Origin of the sequence: Paracoccus sp. MBLB3053 (assembly GCF_031822435.1) — a bacterium.
Taxonomy (GTDB): Bacteria; Pseudomonadota; Alphaproteobacteria; order Rhodobacterales; family Rhodobacteraceae; genus Paracoccus; species Paracoccus aurantius.
This window is the reverse complement of record NZ_JAVQLW010000001.1, coordinates 837,011-851,692: the sequence shown is the minus strand read 5'-3', so window position 1 is coordinate 851,692 and position 14,682 is coordinate 837,011. Positions and strand designations below refer to the sequence as shown.

Annotated in this window: 18 protein-coding genes; 10 read left to right on the top strand and 8 right to left on the bottom strand. The window is 64.3% G+C overall.

All coding sequences use genetic code 11. The annotated features are described in order from the left end of the window. The first annotated feature begins 3 nt into the window (after positions 1 to 3). On the top strand, positions 4 to 1,788 hold the full coding sequence (locus RGQ15_RS04285; RefSeq protein WP_311158992.1) for a sensor histidine kinase: 1,785 nt from the start codon (positions 4 to 6) through the stop codon (positions 1,786 to 1,788). Between the two features lie 2 nt (positions 1,789 to 1,790). Here RGQ15_RS04285 and RGQ15_RS04280 read toward each other — a convergent pair whose 3' ends face one another. From RGQ15_RS04280 to RGQ15_RS04260, 5 genes are all read right to left on the bottom strand, one after another. After that, positions 1,791 to 2,705: a YihY/virulence factor BrkB family protein gene (locus RGQ15_RS04280; protein ID WP_311158991.1), complete on the bottom strand. Its 915-nt coding sequence runs from the start codon at positions 2,703 to 2,705 to the stop codon at positions 1,791 to 1,793. A gap of 74 nt (positions 2,706 to 2,779) precedes the next feature. Further along, positions 2,780 to 3,502 (bottom strand): DNA polymerase III subunit epsilon, encoded by a 723-nt coding sequence (gene dnaQ / locus RGQ15_RS04275; RefSeq protein ID WP_311158990.1) that lies wholly within the window; start codon positions 3,500 to 3,502, stop codon positions 2,780 to 2,782. After that, a complete protein-coding gene (gene coaE, locus RGQ15_RS04270) occupies positions 3,495 to 4,091 on the bottom strand; it encodes a dephospho-CoA kinase (protein ID WP_311158988.1) in 597 nt (198 codons plus the stop codon). Before coaE ends, dnaQ begins: the two co-directional genes overlap by 8 nt. Beyond that, positions 4,088 to 4,939 (bottom strand): shikimate dehydrogenase, encoded by an 852-nt coding sequence (locus tag RGQ15_RS04265; protein WP_311161028.1) that lies wholly within the window; start codon positions 4,937 to 4,939, stop codon positions 4,088 to 4,090. The genes coaE and RGQ15_RS04265 overlap by 4 nt, the downstream gene beginning before the upstream one ends. A 161-nt stretch (positions 4,940 to 5,100) precedes the next feature. Continuing rightward, positions 5,101 to 5,547 (bottom strand): RrF2 family transcriptional regulator, encoded by a 447-nt coding sequence (locus RGQ15_RS04260; protein WP_311158987.1) that lies wholly within the window; start codon positions 5,545 to 5,547, stop codon positions 5,101 to 5,103. Positions 5,548 to 5,700: 153 nt separating this feature from the next. Here RGQ15_RS04260 and RGQ15_RS04255 point away from each other — a divergent pair, with 153 nt between their 5' ends. The 8 genes from RGQ15_RS04255 to RGQ15_RS04220 all read left to right on the top strand — a co-directional run bounded on the left by RGQ15_RS04255 (position 5,701) and on the right by RGQ15_RS04220 (position 11,736). Then, entirely contained in the window at positions 5,701 to 6,918 is a 1,218-nt protein-coding gene (locus RGQ15_RS04255; protein ID WP_311158986.1) for an NAD-dependent epimerase/dehydratase family protein, read from the top strand. Next, positions 6,915 to 7,751, top strand: coding sequence for a glycosyltransferase (locus RGQ15_RS04250; RefSeq protein WP_311158985.1), 837 nt, complete (start codon positions 6,915 to 6,917; stop codon positions 7,749 to 7,751). The genes RGQ15_RS04255 and RGQ15_RS04250 overlap by 4 nt, the downstream gene beginning before the upstream one ends. After that, positions 7,748 to 8,578 (top strand): NAD-dependent epimerase/dehydratase family protein, encoded by an 831-nt coding sequence (locus tag RGQ15_RS04245; protein WP_311158984.1) that lies wholly within the window; start codon positions 7,748 to 7,750, stop codon positions 8,576 to 8,578. The genes RGQ15_RS04250 and RGQ15_RS04245 overlap by 4 nt, the downstream gene beginning before the upstream one ends. Beyond that, positions 8,575 to 9,033: a GAF domain-containing protein gene (locus RGQ15_RS04240; protein WP_311158983.1), complete on the top strand. Its 459-nt coding sequence runs from the start codon at positions 8,575 to 8,577 to the stop codon at positions 9,031 to 9,033. The genes RGQ15_RS04245 and RGQ15_RS04240 overlap by 4 nt, the downstream gene beginning before the upstream one ends. After that, a complete protein-coding gene (locus tag RGQ15_RS04235; RefSeq protein ID WP_311158982.1) occupies positions 9,011 to 9,409 on the top strand; it encodes a GFA family protein in 399 nt (132 codons plus the stop codon). The genes RGQ15_RS04240 and RGQ15_RS04235 overlap by 23 nt, the downstream gene beginning before the upstream one ends. A 45-nt stretch (positions 9,410 to 9,454) precedes the next feature. Beyond that, positions 9,455 to 10,081, top strand: coding sequence for a LysE family translocator (locus tag RGQ15_RS04230; RefSeq protein ID WP_311158981.1), 627 nt, complete (start codon positions 9,455 to 9,457; stop codon positions 10,079 to 10,081). Next, positions 10,078 to 10,725 (top strand): RluA family pseudouridine synthase, encoded by a 648-nt coding sequence (locus RGQ15_RS04225; RefSeq protein ID WP_311158980.1) that lies wholly within the window; start codon positions 10,078 to 10,080, stop codon positions 10,723 to 10,725. The genes RGQ15_RS04230 and RGQ15_RS04225 overlap by 4 nt, the downstream gene beginning before the upstream one ends. A gap of 81 nt (positions 10,726 to 10,806) precedes the next feature. Then, positions 10,807 to 11,736 (top strand): MBL fold metallo-hydrolase, encoded by a 930-nt coding sequence (locus RGQ15_RS04220; RefSeq protein WP_311158979.1) that lies wholly within the window; start codon positions 10,807 to 10,809, stop codon positions 11,734 to 11,736. A gap of 5 nt (positions 11,737 to 11,741) precedes the next feature. On the opposite strand, the gene truB is transcribed toward RGQ15_RS04220, so the two are convergent. From truB to rbfA, 3 genes are read right to left on the bottom strand one after another with little or no spacing between them, the layout of a single operon-like run. Beyond that, positions 11,742 to 12,638 carry a tRNA pseudouridine(55) synthase TruB gene (gene truB / locus RGQ15_RS04215; protein WP_311158978.1) on the bottom strand — a complete coding sequence of 299 codons (897 nt, stop codon included), beginning with the start codon at positions 12,636 to 12,638 and terminating at the stop codon, positions 11,742 to 11,744. A gap of 1 nt (position 12,639) precedes the next feature. Continuing rightward, positions 12,640 to 13,395: a phosphodiester glycosidase family protein gene (locus tag RGQ15_RS04210; RefSeq protein ID WP_311158977.1), complete on the bottom strand. Its 756-nt coding sequence runs from the start codon at positions 13,393 to 13,395 to the stop codon at positions 12,640 to 12,642. Continuing rightward, positions 13,385 to 13,804: a 30S ribosome-binding factor RbfA gene (rbfA, locus tag RGQ15_RS04205; RefSeq protein ID WP_311158976.1), complete on the bottom strand. Its 420-nt coding sequence runs from the start codon at positions 13,802 to 13,804 to the stop codon at positions 13,385 to 13,387. Before rbfA ends, RGQ15_RS04210 begins: the two co-directional genes overlap by 11 nt. Before the next feature lie 69 nt (positions 13,805 to 13,873). Here rbfA and dapB point away from each other — a divergent pair, with 69 nt between their 5' ends. Further along, positions 13,874 to 14,680 (top strand): 4-hydroxy-tetrahydrodipicolinate reductase, encoded by an 807-nt coding sequence (gene dapB / locus RGQ15_RS04200; protein ID WP_311158975.1) that lies wholly within the window; start codon positions 13,874 to 13,876, stop codon positions 14,678 to 14,680. Positions 14,681 to 14,682: the final 2 nt, after the last annotated feature.

The following is a 14,682-nucleotide window of genomic DNA, read 5'->3' as shown; positions in this document are numbered from 1 at the left end:
TCCGTGCTGCGCCGGCTGAAGGACGGGCTCGAGTTTACCAAGGGTCTGGGCTTCCGCCTCGGCGGGCTCCTGTCGATAGCGATCCTACCGATCGGCATGATCTCGGTCATCCAGACCCTGCATCTGTCGCAGGAATACGAACGCTCGTCCGAGATCGCGCTTCTCGGCCGCACGGCGACTGCGGCCGCCGGAGAACGGGCGCTTTTGCAAAGCGCTATCGGCACCGCCGACGCCTTGGGCCCGGCGGTGCTTGAAATGATGGGCAATCCGCAGGGCTGCGGCGATGTCATGCGCGGTTTCGTGCAGCGGACGGTCAACTTTTCCTATGCCGGCTTCACCCGGCTCGATGGCTCGATCAGCTGTTCGTCCATTCCGGGCGAACAGGACATGTCCGCCGACCCCGCCTACCAGCTTTTCATGGAAAGCCCCGGCACGCTGGTGACCACAAGTCATATCGGCAGCGACAATGGCGCCCTGTCGGTCATCGTCATCCAGCCGCTCTATCGGGGCGCCGACCTCTTGGGTTTCGTCGGGGTCGCCATGTCGCAGGACATGCTGCGATCGACTCATGTCCAGGGCCTCGGCAATGACCCGGTCCGGGTGCTGACCTTCAACAATCTGGGCCAGGTCCTGTCCGAAGGGCAGAACATGGGCAACAGCATCGAAGAGATCCTGCCGCGCGGCAAGTCACTGCCCTCGCTGCTGTCGCGCAGCGAGACGACCTTCAGCGACTATTCCGCCTCGGGCGAAAAGCGGGTGTTCAGCGTCGTTCCCGTCGTTCCGGGCCTTGTCTATGCGATGGGGTCCTGGAACCGATCGGATTCCGGCATCGCGGGGATCGACCAGACCCGGCGCACCGCGCTGTTGCTGCCGCTGATCCTGTGGGGGGCATCGCTCACCGTCGCCTATTTCGCGGTCTACCGGCTGGTTCTGCGCCATATCCGGGAATTGGGCGGCCAGATGCGCCGCTTTGCCATCGGCGACCGCTCCGCGCCGCCTCCGGTCCTGGCCGATGCGCCGACGGAAATCGAGGACATGAGCCAGACCTTCCACAACATGGCCCGCATCCTGATCCGGGACGAAGACGCCATGGAAGCCGCCGTCAAGGAAAAGACCGTTCTGCTGAAGGAAGTCCATCACCGGGTCAAGAACAACCTTCAGCTGATCGCCTCGATCATCAACATGCAGATCCGCATGATCGACCACGACGATGCGCGGCGCGTGCTGCGTTCCGTGCAGGATCGCGTCGCCTCGCTGGCGACGATCTATCGCAACCTCTATCAGGCCGAGCATCTCGATTCGGTGCAGGCCGATCGGCTGATCGAGGACATTATCAACCAGATGTCCAATGCCTCGGTCGGGCCGGGGGCGGGGCTGGTGATCGAAACCGATCTCGAACGGCTGGTGCTGATGCCGGATCAGGCCGTGCCCCTGTCTCTTCTGGCGACCGAGGCTTTCACCAACGCGCTGAAATACGCCGGCTCCTGGGGCGATGGCAGCGCGCCATGGGTGCGCGTGTCGCTCAATTCCGTCACCGCGACCGAGGCCATTCTGGAAGTCCAGAACTCCATCGGCCCCGTTGGCATGGCCGAGGGCACCGGGCTTGGCAGCCAGCTCATCGACGCCTTCGCAACCCAGCTCGACGGAACGGCCGAGCTTGAACATGACAGCCAGCGCTTTGTGCTGCGGTTGCGCTTCCATGTCGAGCCTCTGTTGAAGCGCCCGACCGTGACGGACAGCAAGGATGTCGTCCTGACCTCGGCCGCGCGACCCGGATCGCGCCACTAGCCCTAGCCGGAATTGCCGATCCCCTCGCGGGCTTGTTGCAGCTTTTCCTCTCGCGCCTGTTCGCGGGCCGCTTCGCGCAGCTTGTGGGCCGCAGCGACGCGACGGTGGCGCGACAGTTCAAGATTGATCAGCGCGCCCAGCATGACCGAAAAGCCCCCCAGGTAGAACCACATTAGCAAGGCGATGACGGCCCCGATCGAGCCATAGATGCGGTTGTAGCTGTTGAAGCTGCCCAGATAGGTCGAAAAGCCGTAGCTCGCCACCGCCCATGCCAGCGCCGCAAAGACCGAGCCCCAGGTGAAGATCGCGGTGCGCGGAGTCTTCACGTTCGGGCCGAAGCGGTAAAGGATGCCGATGACGATCAGCACGATCAGGAAGATGGCAAGCCAGGGGACCGAGCCGATCATCCAGTTCCGCGCCGGCGTGGCCGGCAGGAAGTTGAAGGCCACGGGGACGATGATGATGACCGCGAGCCCCAGGATGACCACGCCCACGATCACCAGTGTCAGCAGGTAGGCCAGGACGAAGCCCCAGATCGTGGAATGCGACCTGACGCCGTAGGCGGCATTCAGGCCGCGCACCAGCGCATCCACCCCGGCCCGCGCCGAAATCGTGGCGATCAGGAAGGAAATCGCGGTCGCCCAGCCCAGTTGGGTGCGCCCTGCGGCGATCAGGGAATTGACCTGACCATAGATGATGTCAGCCGCGCCCGAGGGGATGAACTCATCCGCCGTGTGGATGTAGCCCTCGATCAGCTGCGGGTCGTACCAAAGCCCCCATAATGCGAAAAGCGCCGCGAGTCCGGGAAAGACGGCGAACATGGCATAGAAGGCCACTCCCGCAGCGATAAGGCTCATATGGATGCGGTCCATCCGCTCGAAGAGCGCAAGAATGAACTGCCACCAATCCCTTAGCACTGCGCTGCCCTCATCCGTTGCCGCATCCGTCCCTCGATAACAGCTTCGGCATTCCGAAAAGGTTCCGCAACCGCCTAGGCGGGTTCTTCCGTGCGGTAACGCAGCCAGACCGCCTTGTCGCCCAGCTTCGCGACGAATGCCGCATGGGCCTCGGCTTCCGCGTCGGTCAGGCGCGGGGCTAGGGGCCTTGGCCGCGCTCCGCGCGGTGCGCTCCGCTGTCCCGGGGCTGTCCCGCCCGGGCCTGCCCCCGCCCCCGTTCCGGCTTCCAGGACCAACCCCGGTTGCCGCCCGCCGCGCAGCGCCAGATAGACCTCGGCCAGCAATTCGCTGTCCAGAAGCGCGCCGTGCAATGTCCGGTTCGAGTTGTCGATCCGGAAGCGCCGGCACAGCGCATCGAGCGAGTTCTGCGCGCCCGGAAACTTGCTGCGCGCCAGCTCAAGCGTGTCGACCGCGCGCGAATAGGGCATCACCGGATGCCCGCACAGCTTCAATTCGGCATTCAGGAATTTCATGTCGAACTGGGCATTGTGGATCACGAGCTTGGCATCCGCCCCGATGAACTCGACAAATCCTGCGGCCACTTCCGCGAATTTCGGCTTGTCGCGCAGGAAATCGTCGCCCAGACCGTGGACCTCGAAGGCCTCCTTCGGCATCGGGCGCTCGGGGTTGATATAGACGTGATAGGTCCGCCCGGTGGGCAGGTGGTTCATCAGCTCGACCGCGCCGATCTCGACGATGCGGTCGCCGGTCGCGGGGTCGAAGCCGGTCGTTTCGGTATCCAGAACGATTTCACGCATGCGGCCTACCTGCCATGATCTCGTGGCAGATGTCCATGATCGCGCCCCGCGCGCCGTCCAGCGTGACCGAAGGGATGATCCAGTCGGCCCGCGCCCGCTTTTCGGCGTCGGGCATCTGCCGGCCCAGGATCATCGCGAACGCGTCCGGGGTCATGTCGGGCCGGGCCATCACGCGGGCGCGCTGCACCTCGGCCGGGGCGGAAACCACCGCGACGCCGTCCATCCCCTCTTCGCTGCCGTTTTCGTAAAGCAGCGGGATATCCAGCACCACGATCGGGGCATCGGCATGGCGCGCGATGAAACCCGCGCGATCCGCCGCGACCAGCGGATGCACGATTGCCTCAAGCCTGGGAAACCCCGCCGGGTCTTTGGCCAGCGCCGCCTTCAGCGCCGCGCGGTCGATCCCCCCATGCGCCCAGGACCCGGGAAAGGCCGAGGCCACCTTCGCGACCGCAGCCCCGCCCGGCGCGTAAAGCCGGTGCACGGCCTCGTCGGCATCCCAGACCGGGTGGCCCAGATCGCGGAACATGGCCGCGGCGGTGGACTTGCCCATGCCGATGCTTCCGGTCAGGCCCAGCAGGAAGCTCATCCCAGGACGATCGCGCGCAATTCGTCATCGACCTCGGGGCGATGGCCGAACCAGCGCTCGAAGCCCGGCGCGGCCTGATGCAAGAGCATCCCCAGCCCGTCGACGATCTGGCAGCCACGCGCCTTCGCCTCTTCAAGAAAGGCGGTCATCAGCGGCGTATAGACAAGATCGGTCACCAGCGTGCCGGGCGCCAAGGCCTCCATCGGCACGCGCAGGGGCGGCTTGCCCTCCATCCCCATGGATGTCGCGTTGACGACCGTTGCGGCGCCTTCCAGCATGTTGCCCGCCTGGGCCCAGTCATAGACGATGACCTTGGCGCCGAATTCCGACCGGATCTGTTCGGCGCGGATGCGCGTGCGGTTGCAGATCCGAAGCTCGGTCACACCGCTTTCCAGAAGCGAGGCGACGACGGCGCGCGCCGCACCTCCGGCGCCGATCACGGCCGCCGGGCCCTGATCCGCATGCCAGTCGGGGGCGTTCTGCCGGATATTGGCGATGAAGCCATAGCCATCGGTATTGTCGGCATGGATCTTGCCGTCGGGGCGGAAGATCAGCGTATTGGCCGCCCCGATCAGCGCGGCCCGGTCGGTCACCACATCGGCCAGCGCAAGGACGCTTTCCTTGTGCGGAATGGTCACGTTCGCGCCGACGAAGCCCATGCGCGGCATGACGCGCAGCACATCGGCCAGATGCTCGGGCATCACCGGGACCGGGATGTAATGCCCTGCGATCCCGTATTTGCTCAGCCAGTGCCCATGCAGCCGCGGTGAACGGGAATGGGCGATCGGCCAACCCAGAACGCCGGCAATCGGGGCGTGGCGGGGGCTCTGAGACTGTGAATCCGGCATGGTCGAACAGGCGCTTTCTGGTCTCGGGGTCATGTCTGCCGCCGAGATGGCGGGCGATCGTGACGAAAACAAGTGCCGCGCAGTGGCATCGCGGTCAAGGCCGGCCCGCACGAGACAGGATGAGCCATGGCAGAAAGGCAACCTTTACGGGCGCTTGACCCCTAGGCGGCGCCCATTTCCGGCAGCCCGCCATCCTCGACCAGATCGGCCAGGGTCAGGGATTCGATCAGCAGCAGATATGACCAGAAGACCTGCCCGAACATCCTGCGCAACCGGCAGCTTGCCTCGTCGGTGCAATCCTCGCAGCGCTGATATGACCGGCGCGACAGGCAAGGCAGGGGGGCAATCGGCCCGTCGACCTGGCGCAGCAGCTCTCCGATCGAGATTTCCTTGGGCTGCTTGATCAGGATGTAGCCGCCCGCCCGCCCGCGCCGCGAACCCACATATCCCGCATTTCGCAGCTCCAGCATGATATGCTCGAGAAAGCGCTTGGGTGCGCCGGATCGCTGCGCGATCTCTTCGATCGTCAGCGCATTTCCGCCGGCAGCCACTTCATCAGCAAGCGCCATCAGTGCCTTGATGGCATATTTGGTTTTTTGCGAGATCATGAAAAATCAATAGTGACAGCAGGGCTGGCTTGCAATTCGTTTCACGGCAATTTCCAGTTTGCAGATTGGAGGGAACACAAGACCGTCATCAAGGCGTTATCCATCTGACACGTTAGGCGCGCATTCCTGCCGCGCAACATGAGGGAGAAGACCATGCGCATTGCGGTTCTCGGGGGGGACGGTTTCGTGGGTTGGCCCACCGCCCTGCACCTGTCGAATCTGGGCCATGACGTCCATATCGTCGACAACCTGTCGCGCCGCTGGATCGATACCGAACTTGGCGTGCAGTCGCTGACACCCATGGATTCGATCCAGGAACGCTGCCGGATCTGGCATCAGCAGACCGGGCGCAAGATCCATTTCCACCTGCTGAATCTCGCCACCGAATATGAGCGGCTGAAGCAATGGCTGGCCGATACCCGCCCTGAAGCGGTGATCCACTTCGCCGAACAGCGCGCCGCGCCCTATTCGATGAAGACCGACCGCCACAAGGTCTATACCGTCAACAACAACACCAACGCGACGCACAACCTGCTGGCCGCACTCGTGGAAACCGGCATCGACGCGCATCTGGTGCATCTGGGGACAATGGGTGTCTACGGCTATTCCTCGGTCGGCGCGCCGATCCCGGAAGGCTATCTGGATGTCCAGATCGACACGCCCTCGGGCAAGCGCGACCAGCAGATCCTCTACCCGACCCGACCCGGCTCGGTCTATCACATGACCAAGAGCCTCGATCAGATCCTGTTCCAGTTCTATGCGCAGAATGACGGGCTGCGCATCACCGACCTGCATCAGGGCATCGTCTGGGGCACCCATACCGACCAGACCCGGCGGCACGAACAGCTTATCAACCGTTTCGACTACGATGGCGATTACGGCACCGTGCTGAACCGCTTCCTGATCCAGGCCGCGATCGGATATCCGCTGACCGTGCATGGGACGGGCGGTCAGACGCGGGCCTTCATCCATATCCAGGATTCGGTGCGCTGCATCGAGCTGGCACTTCAGGATGCGCCGGCTGCGGGCGAACGGGTTCGGATCTTCAACCAGATGACCGAAACCCACAGGGTTCGCGATCTGGCCGAGCTGGTCGCGAAACTGACGGGGGCCGAGGTCGCCTATCTGCCGAACCCGCGCAAGGAGGCCGAGGAAAACGACCTCATCGTCAGGAACGACCAGTTCCTCGCGCTGGGGCTCAAGCCCACCACCCTGGCCGACGGCCTGCTTTCCGAGGTGGTCGACGTGGCCCGGAAATACGCCCATCGCATCGACCGCTCGCGCGTGCCGGCGGTGTCGGCATGGACCAAGGATCTCGCGAAGCGCGTCCAGCACGATCCCGAAGGCAAGAGGCTGCGTTCCGTATCGTGACCCCTGGCATCCATCCCGAAAGCAAGGCGCGGTCCGACCGCGCCTTCGTCACATTGGCGACCAATCCCGATTACGCAACGGGGGCCGAGGCGCTTTTCCGCTCGCTCCGTCGGACGGGCACCACGGCCGATCTGGTCCTGCTCTACACCGACCTGCCCGCGGAAACGGTGTACAGGCTGTGTACGCTCGGTGTACGCGCGGTGCACGTGGATCTGCTGCCCACTTCGCATGATTTCAATGAGTTGCATGGCCGCGCCCGGCTGCATGGCGCCGCCCCCTTCACCAAGGGCGAAAAGCCGCCTTTCCACACGCCTCTGGACAATTTCGCCAAGCTGCGGCTGTGGCAACTGGACTATGACCGCGTGGTCTTCATCGACGCCGACGCGATCGTGCTGCAAAACATAGACCGGCTCTTTGAATACCCGGAATTCTCAGCCGCACCAAATGTTTACGAGAGTCTGGGCGATTTCCACCGGCTGAATTCCGGGGTCTTTACCGCCCGTCCTTCACAGGCAACCTTCGATCGGATGCTGGCCCGTCTGGACCAGCCGGGCACGTTCTGGCGCCGCACCGACCAGACCTTTCTGGAAACCTATTTCCCGAACTGGCATGGCCTGCCGGTCTTTGACAACATGCTGCAATATGTCTGGCTGAACCTGCCCGAATTGTGGCGCTGGCAGGATATCCGTGTCTTGCACTATCAGTATGAAAAACCTTGGGAAAATCACGCCAAGGCCGACAGCCTGCGGGTCCTGATCGACCTGTGGAAGGCGCATGCCGCCGACGGCCCGGTGCCCGATCCGCGCGATCTTCCCGCGCCAGAGCCGGCATGAAGATCGCCCTGACCGGAGCCTCGGGATTCGTCGGTCGCTGGATCGCCCGCGCCGCGATCGACGCCGGGCATGAGCTTGATCCCCTGCCCGGCTGGCGGCTTGGCCGAACCGCCGATCTGAGCGGCTGCGATGCCCTGATCCATGCCGCCTTCCAGCACGAACCGGGCCGCTATCGCGGCGGGGAAGGCGACGATCCTGATGGCTTCGTTCGCGCCAACCTTTCGGGATCTTTGGATCTTTTCAGAAACGCGCGGGAAGCTGGTGTCAGCCAAGTGCTGTTTTTATCCTCGCGGGCGGTGTTTGACGGCTACCCCGCCGGGACCGCGCTCGCCGATGACTTGCCCCCCGATCCGACCAGCCTTTACGGCAGGGTGAAGGCCGATGCCGAAATGGCCTTGGTGGATTTGGCCGCGCCCGGTTTTCGCACCGCAAGCCTGCGCCCGACCGGCGTCTTCGGTCCCGGCCGGCCGCAGAAATGGAGCCGCCTGATCCGTGATTTTCTGGCCGGACGCCCGGTCCCTTCGCGCGTCGCGACCGAGGTTCATGGCGCCGATTTAGGCCGGGCCGCGATGCTCGCCCTTTCGGACCCGCAGATGTCCGGGGCCTATAACGTCAGTGACCTGATCCTCGATTATCATGACCTCCTGTCGGGGGTCGCCGTTCTGACCGGAAGCGGCTCACCGCCGCCGCCACGTGCCGATGCAAGCCTGCTCAGCATCCTTGCTTGCAGGCGTCTGGAAGCGCTTGGGTGGCGGCCCGACGGGCTTGCGCGCCTGCATGCCGATCTGTCAGAGATCCTGCGCGATGCCATGGGGGAAGAATCATGACCAAAGTCGATTACGCGGAACTCAGCCAGGCGATCCGCAGCCTGGCGCATGGCGAAACCGACGAGGTGGCGCTGATGGCGACGCTGGCCTGCGAAATCCATCATGCCGATGACCGTTTCGATTGGACGGGCTTTTACCGGGTGACGGAACCCGAGCTTCTCAAGATCGGGCCCTATCAGGGCGGCCATGGCTGTCTTGTCATTCCGTTTTCACGCGGGGTATGCGGTGCTGCCGCCCGCAGCCGCGAAACGCAGCTTGTTCCGGATGTTGACGCGTTTCCCGGCCATATCGCCTGCGCCAGTTCGACACGGTCCGAACTGGTCATCCCGGTAATCGCTGCAGGTGATCGGCTGATCGGCGTGCTTGACATCGACAGCAACCAACCGGACGCTTTCACCCAGGAAGATGCAGACCGCCTGCAGGAGATCCTGGATGAAACCTTCGGACGTCACTGAGTTCACCGGCCATTGCCTGTGCGGAGAGATCCGCTTTCGGGGCACCTATGACGACAGCCACGGGCTGAACGCCTGCCACTGCAGCCAGTGCCGGCGCTGGTCGGGGCATGTCTGGGCCGCGATCCTGCCGCGTTCCATGCAGATCGACGGAGAGCCGACATGGTATCGCGCCTCGGATTTCGCGCGGCGGGGCTTCTGCGGCACCTGTGGCTCGTCTCTGTTCTGGCAGCGCGACGGCTCGGACATCATCGACGTTGCCGCCGGCGCGATCGACACTCCGACCGGGTTGCGCTTGCAGGGCCATATCTTCGTGGCGGACAAAGGCGATTACTATGATATCGCGGACGGCCTGCCCCAGGACCCGAGTGAGAGTTGACGTATCTCCGCCCGCATCGGATATGCGGGAAAAACGAGGTGCGCGATGATCTGGGATACCCTTGCCAACTTTCCGGCCGAACAGCTTCTGGCATTCATGGCGGGGGCTCTGGTCCTGAATTTCGCGCCGGGGCAGGACGTGTTCTTTGCCAGTGCCTGCGGCATCCAGAACGGTCCCCGCGCCGGGGCGCTGGCGGGTTTCGGCGTGGGCCTGGGGGTGGTCTGCCATGTCATCATGGCGACGGTGGGGCTGGGGGCGCTGGTTGCCGCCCATCCCGGCGCGCTGGTCGCGATCAAATTCATGGGGGCCGCTTACCTGCTGTGGCTTGCCTATAAAAGCTGGACCGCCGGAGAGGTCGATCCCCGCGCCCGTGCGGCCAGCAGCACCTGGAACATCATTCGCAGAGGTGCCTTGTCGAATTTGCTGAACCCCAAGCCGGTGCTGTTCCTGCTGGCGTTCCTGCCGCAATTCACCAATCCCGCCTTCGGCCCGATCTGGCAGCAGATCCTTGGGCTGGGCCTGATGTTCATGGCCTCTGGAACGCTGGTCACGATGGGCTACGGCATCGTTGGCGGATATGCGGGACATGTCATCGGCAAGCGGCTCGGCATCGTGAACCGCATCGCGGCCGTGATGTTTGCGGGACTCGCCCTGCGGTTGGTGGCGAAATGAGCTTTGTCTATGAACCTACCAGCGAACAGCCGCAGGTGATCCATGCCGATCACGAGGTTCTGGTCGTGTCCAAGCCCTCGGGCCTTCTCTCGGTTCCGGGCCGGGGCGAGGATCGGACAGACTGCCTGATCGAGCGCTTGCGGGGCGCCTTTCCGACGATCCTGCTGGTACATCGGCTGGACATGGATACTTCTGGGGTCATGGTCTTTGGCCTGACCCCGCACGCGCAACGCAACCTGTCCAAGCAGTTCGAGGATCGCAAGACCAAGAAAGTCTATGTCGCGCGGCTTTGGGGTCGTTTGACGCCGAAAACGGGAACGGTCGATCTGCCCCTGATCGTCGACTGGCCGAACCGTCCGCGCCAGAAGGTGGACCATGAACAGGGCCGCCCGGCCCAGACCGATTGGCGTGTGATCCGTGCCGATGATCGGGAAACCCGCGTGCGACTTTCGCCCGTGACCGGACGCAGCCATCAATTGCGCGTCCATATGGCCGAGCTTGGCCACCCGATCCTGGGTGATCCGCTATACGCGGCAGGCGAGGCTGCCGAGTTTCCGCGCCTGATGCTCCATGCAGAAAGCCTTCGCTTCAAACATCCCGAAACCGGGGTCATGCAAAGCTTTTCCGCGCCGGTTCCATTCTGACCGCCTCACGACGGTTTCACTCGGGAAACTCGGGAAACTGGTTTATCGTTCAGATCATTCACGAAAAGGGAGATCGGGAGAATGACCAAGACTGGATTTAGCCGTCGTGACGCCATGCTGCTCGGGGGTGCGCTGCCTGCCCTTGTGGCGCTGCCCGCAGCCGCCCAGACGGCAGCGCCGGATGATGGCGCCCCGGAAGGCAAGGCCCATACCATCAAGCTGGGAAATCTCGAAGTGTCGACCCTGCTGGGTGGGACCAACATGCGCGACAATCCCATCGAAACCTTTGGCCTGAACGCCGATCCCTCGGAATGGGAACTGCTCAGCTCCGCGAATTTCCTGCCGCCGGAGCGGGCCGGGAACTCCTTCACCATGACGCTGGTCAAGACGCCCGAGGCGCTGGCGATCTTCGACACGGGCATGTTCCCCGACATGACCAAGGCGTCTCTCGCAGCAGCGGGCCATGCCCCCGAGGATGTGACCCATGTCGTGCTGACGCATATGCATGGTGATCACGTCAGCGGGTTGACCCAGGATGGCAAGCCTGTCTTTCCCAATGCCAAGCTGATCGCGCCCAAGGCCGAGAACGACTACTGGGCCGCCAATCCCAGCGAGGCATATACCACCCATGTCGCTCCCCTGATCGGCGATGCCACCTTGATCGCCGATAATGATGAGGTCCTGCCCGGCATTACCGCGGTCGCTGCGCATGGCCATACACCGGGCCACACAACCTATCTTTTGCAAAGCGAAGGCGCGCGGCTTCTGATCACCGCCGACAGCTTCAACCACTATGTCTATTCGATCCAGCGGCCGGATTGGCATGTCCGCTTCGACGTCGACAAGGACGCGGGCGCGGCCACGCGGACGAAGGTGCTGGCACGCCTGGCCGAAGAGCGCATTCCCTTCATCGGCTATCACATGCCTTACCCGGCGCTGGCCTATATCGCGCCTGGGGATGCCGAGGGATCTTTCCGCTATGTACCCGCGACCTACCAGTTCGCGGGCTGAACCGGTCAGGGCAGGTTGAAGACGCGGCTGGGCTGGACCTCGCCGCCCATGAAGCGGCCGATGCAAAGTGCGCGGCCGTTTCGGCTGACCCAGACCTCTTCGCCGAATTCGGCGTGACCCAGCACCTGACCGGGATTGCCGTTCAGGATGCGGACTTCGCCGATTTCGGTCGCGTGCATTTCCGGCAGGTCCGTCAGCGCGGACTGAATCGGCAGCAGGGCGGCCTCGATCTCGGCCTGATTGGCACGGTCGATCCGGTCGAAGGCGATGCCGTCGGCGGCCTCGAACGGCCCGGACCATGTCCGGCGCAGGTGATCGACATGGCCAAGGCAGCCCAGCTTGCGGCCGAGGTCGCGGGCGATCGACCGGACATAGCCACCCTTGCCGCAGACCATGCGCAGATCGGCGCTGTTTTCGGTCGCGGCCAGCAGTTCCAGCGAATCGACCCAGAGGGGGCGCGCGGCCAGTTCGACCGTCTCACCCTCGCGTGCAAGGTCATATGCCCTAGCCCCATCGACGCGCACGGCCGAGACGGCCGGTGGGATCTGCATGATGTCGCCGGTGAATTCTGGCAGCGCCTCCCGGATTGCATCCTCGGTCGGGCGCGCATCGCTGGTCTTGACCACCTCGCCCGAGGCGTCGTCCGTCGAGGTTTCGGCCCCCCAATTGACCCTGAAGTCATATGCCTTGAGCGCGTCGGTCAGGATCGGCACGGTCTTCGTCGCCTCGCCAAGGGCGATGGCCAGGACGCCGGTCGCATCGGGGTCCAGCGTGCCGGCATGGCCTGCCTTCTTCGCGTCGAGCGCCCAGCGGACCTTGCCGACCACGTCGGTCGAGCCCACGCCTGCGGGCTTGTCCACGATCAGCCAACCGTGGATCTCGCGTCCCTTTTTGCGCGCCATGTCAGTTCTTTCCCGTATATCCGATGATCGGCCCCAGCCTGCGGCCGAAATCCGACCGCCTCAGCTCGGGCGAGTATAGCCGCGAGATCGAGCCGTCGAAGTAAAGCGCATCCCGCGCGCCCAGGCCGTCCCTGAACAGGCGGCCGAATTCGTGGAACGTCACCGCCCGGTCCGAGATCGCGAACCATGCCGTCTGCCCATCGGGCGAGACGCCGACGCCATTGCGGACATAGCGGCTGTCGCTGTCGACAAGGAATCGCGGATGCAGGGCGCCGTCTATGACCAGCATCGGCCCCGATTGCGTGGCGATCCGGCATTGCGGCTCGGCCTTGGCGAAGGCACGGCTTTCGATGACCTGGTAGGGGCGATCCCCGCCGGTGCAGAAGACGCCGTTCGGCAGCAGGCCGAAGTTGCCGCCACCGCCACCGGTGACGATGTCGTGTTCCTTGTTCCCGTCGCTGACATAAAGGCCGACGGGGGAATAATCCGCATGATACATGCCCGCGTTCATGGCGAAGGCCAGCACTTCATCCGCGGGCAGGGTCTTGCGCACGCTGAAGAAGTCGCCAAGCACATTGCCTTCGGCATCGTTCAGCCAAAGCTTCAGCCCCGGTTCCTGCTCTGCCGCGAGCGTGCAGATGACATAGCCCTGGCCATCGAAATCGCGCTTCTCGCAGATCCCGGCCATCGCGGGCAAGGTCATTGCCACCAGCGCGCCGATGGCAAGACCAAGCCGACGCTTCAGATCAATCTTCATCATCTTCATCGTCGCCATGTTCGACATCGCGGCGCACGCGGTCCTCGTTCAGCAGGCGACGGGTGTCGTCCATGCGGTCGAAGGTCTCGTCCAGCACGAAGCGCAGCTGCGGCGCATATTTCAGCGACATGGCCTTGGCGACCAGATGGCGCAGTTCGGCCTGGTTGCGGCGCAGCGCGGCCAAGGCCTCGTCGGCGCCCTGACCACCCAGCGGCAGCACGAATGCGGTCGCGACCTTGAGGTCGGGTGATGTGCGAACCTCGCCCACGGTGATCGAGTGGCGGTTCAGGTCGGGGTCATGGACGTCGCCGCGCAGCAGGACGTCGGACAGGGTGCGGCGGATCAGTTCCCCAACGCGCAGCTGTCGCTGCGAGGGGCCTGCGCCGGAATGAAAGCGGTTCTGTGCCATGCGCGCAGATGTAGGGGGTCGCGGCCCGCGCCGCAACGGGATAGACCATGCCAAAACGGGGGTATGGACATGGAAATACCGGGAATCGTCATTACGGGCGCTTCGGGTCGCATGGGTCAGATGCTGGTTCGCGCTGTCCTGGCATCGGATCAGGCCCGTCTGGTCGGCGTGATCGAACGTGAAGGCAGCCCCTGGGTGGGGCGTGACCTGGGCGAGGCGATGGGAGGCTCGGCGCTTGGCCTCACCGTCACCGACGATGCGGTCGAGGCCATCGCCAAGGCGCAGGCGGTGATCGATTTCACCGCGCCGGACGCGACCGTCGCCTTTGCCGAGCTGACTGCGCAGGCCCGTGCCGTCCATGTCATCGGCACCACCGGCTTCGAGCCGCACCACCTTGAAAAGATCAAGGCCGCCGCTCGTCATGCCCCGATCATCCGCGCCGGCAACATGAGCCTTGGCGTCAACTTGCTGGTTGGTCTCACCCGCAAGGTCGCGGCGGCGCTCGGCGAGGATTGGGATGTCGAGGTGGTCGAGACGCACCACAATCGCAAGGTCGACGCGCCATCGGGCACCGCGCTCATGCTGGGCGAGGCGGCTGCCGAGGGGCGCGGCAAGACGCTTGATGAACTGCGCACCCCAGCGCGTGAGGGCATCACCGGTGCGCGCGAACAGGGCACGATCGGCTTTGCCGCCATTCGCGGCGGAGATGTCGTGGGCGAGCATGACGTGATCTTCGCCACGGCGGGCGAACGTGTCGTGCTGCGTCACCTGGCAACTGACCGCGCGATCTTCGCAAGGGGCGCGCTGCGGGCTGCCCTGTGGGGCCAGGACAAGGGGCCAGGCGAATATGACATGGCCGATGTGCTGGGGCTTTGACG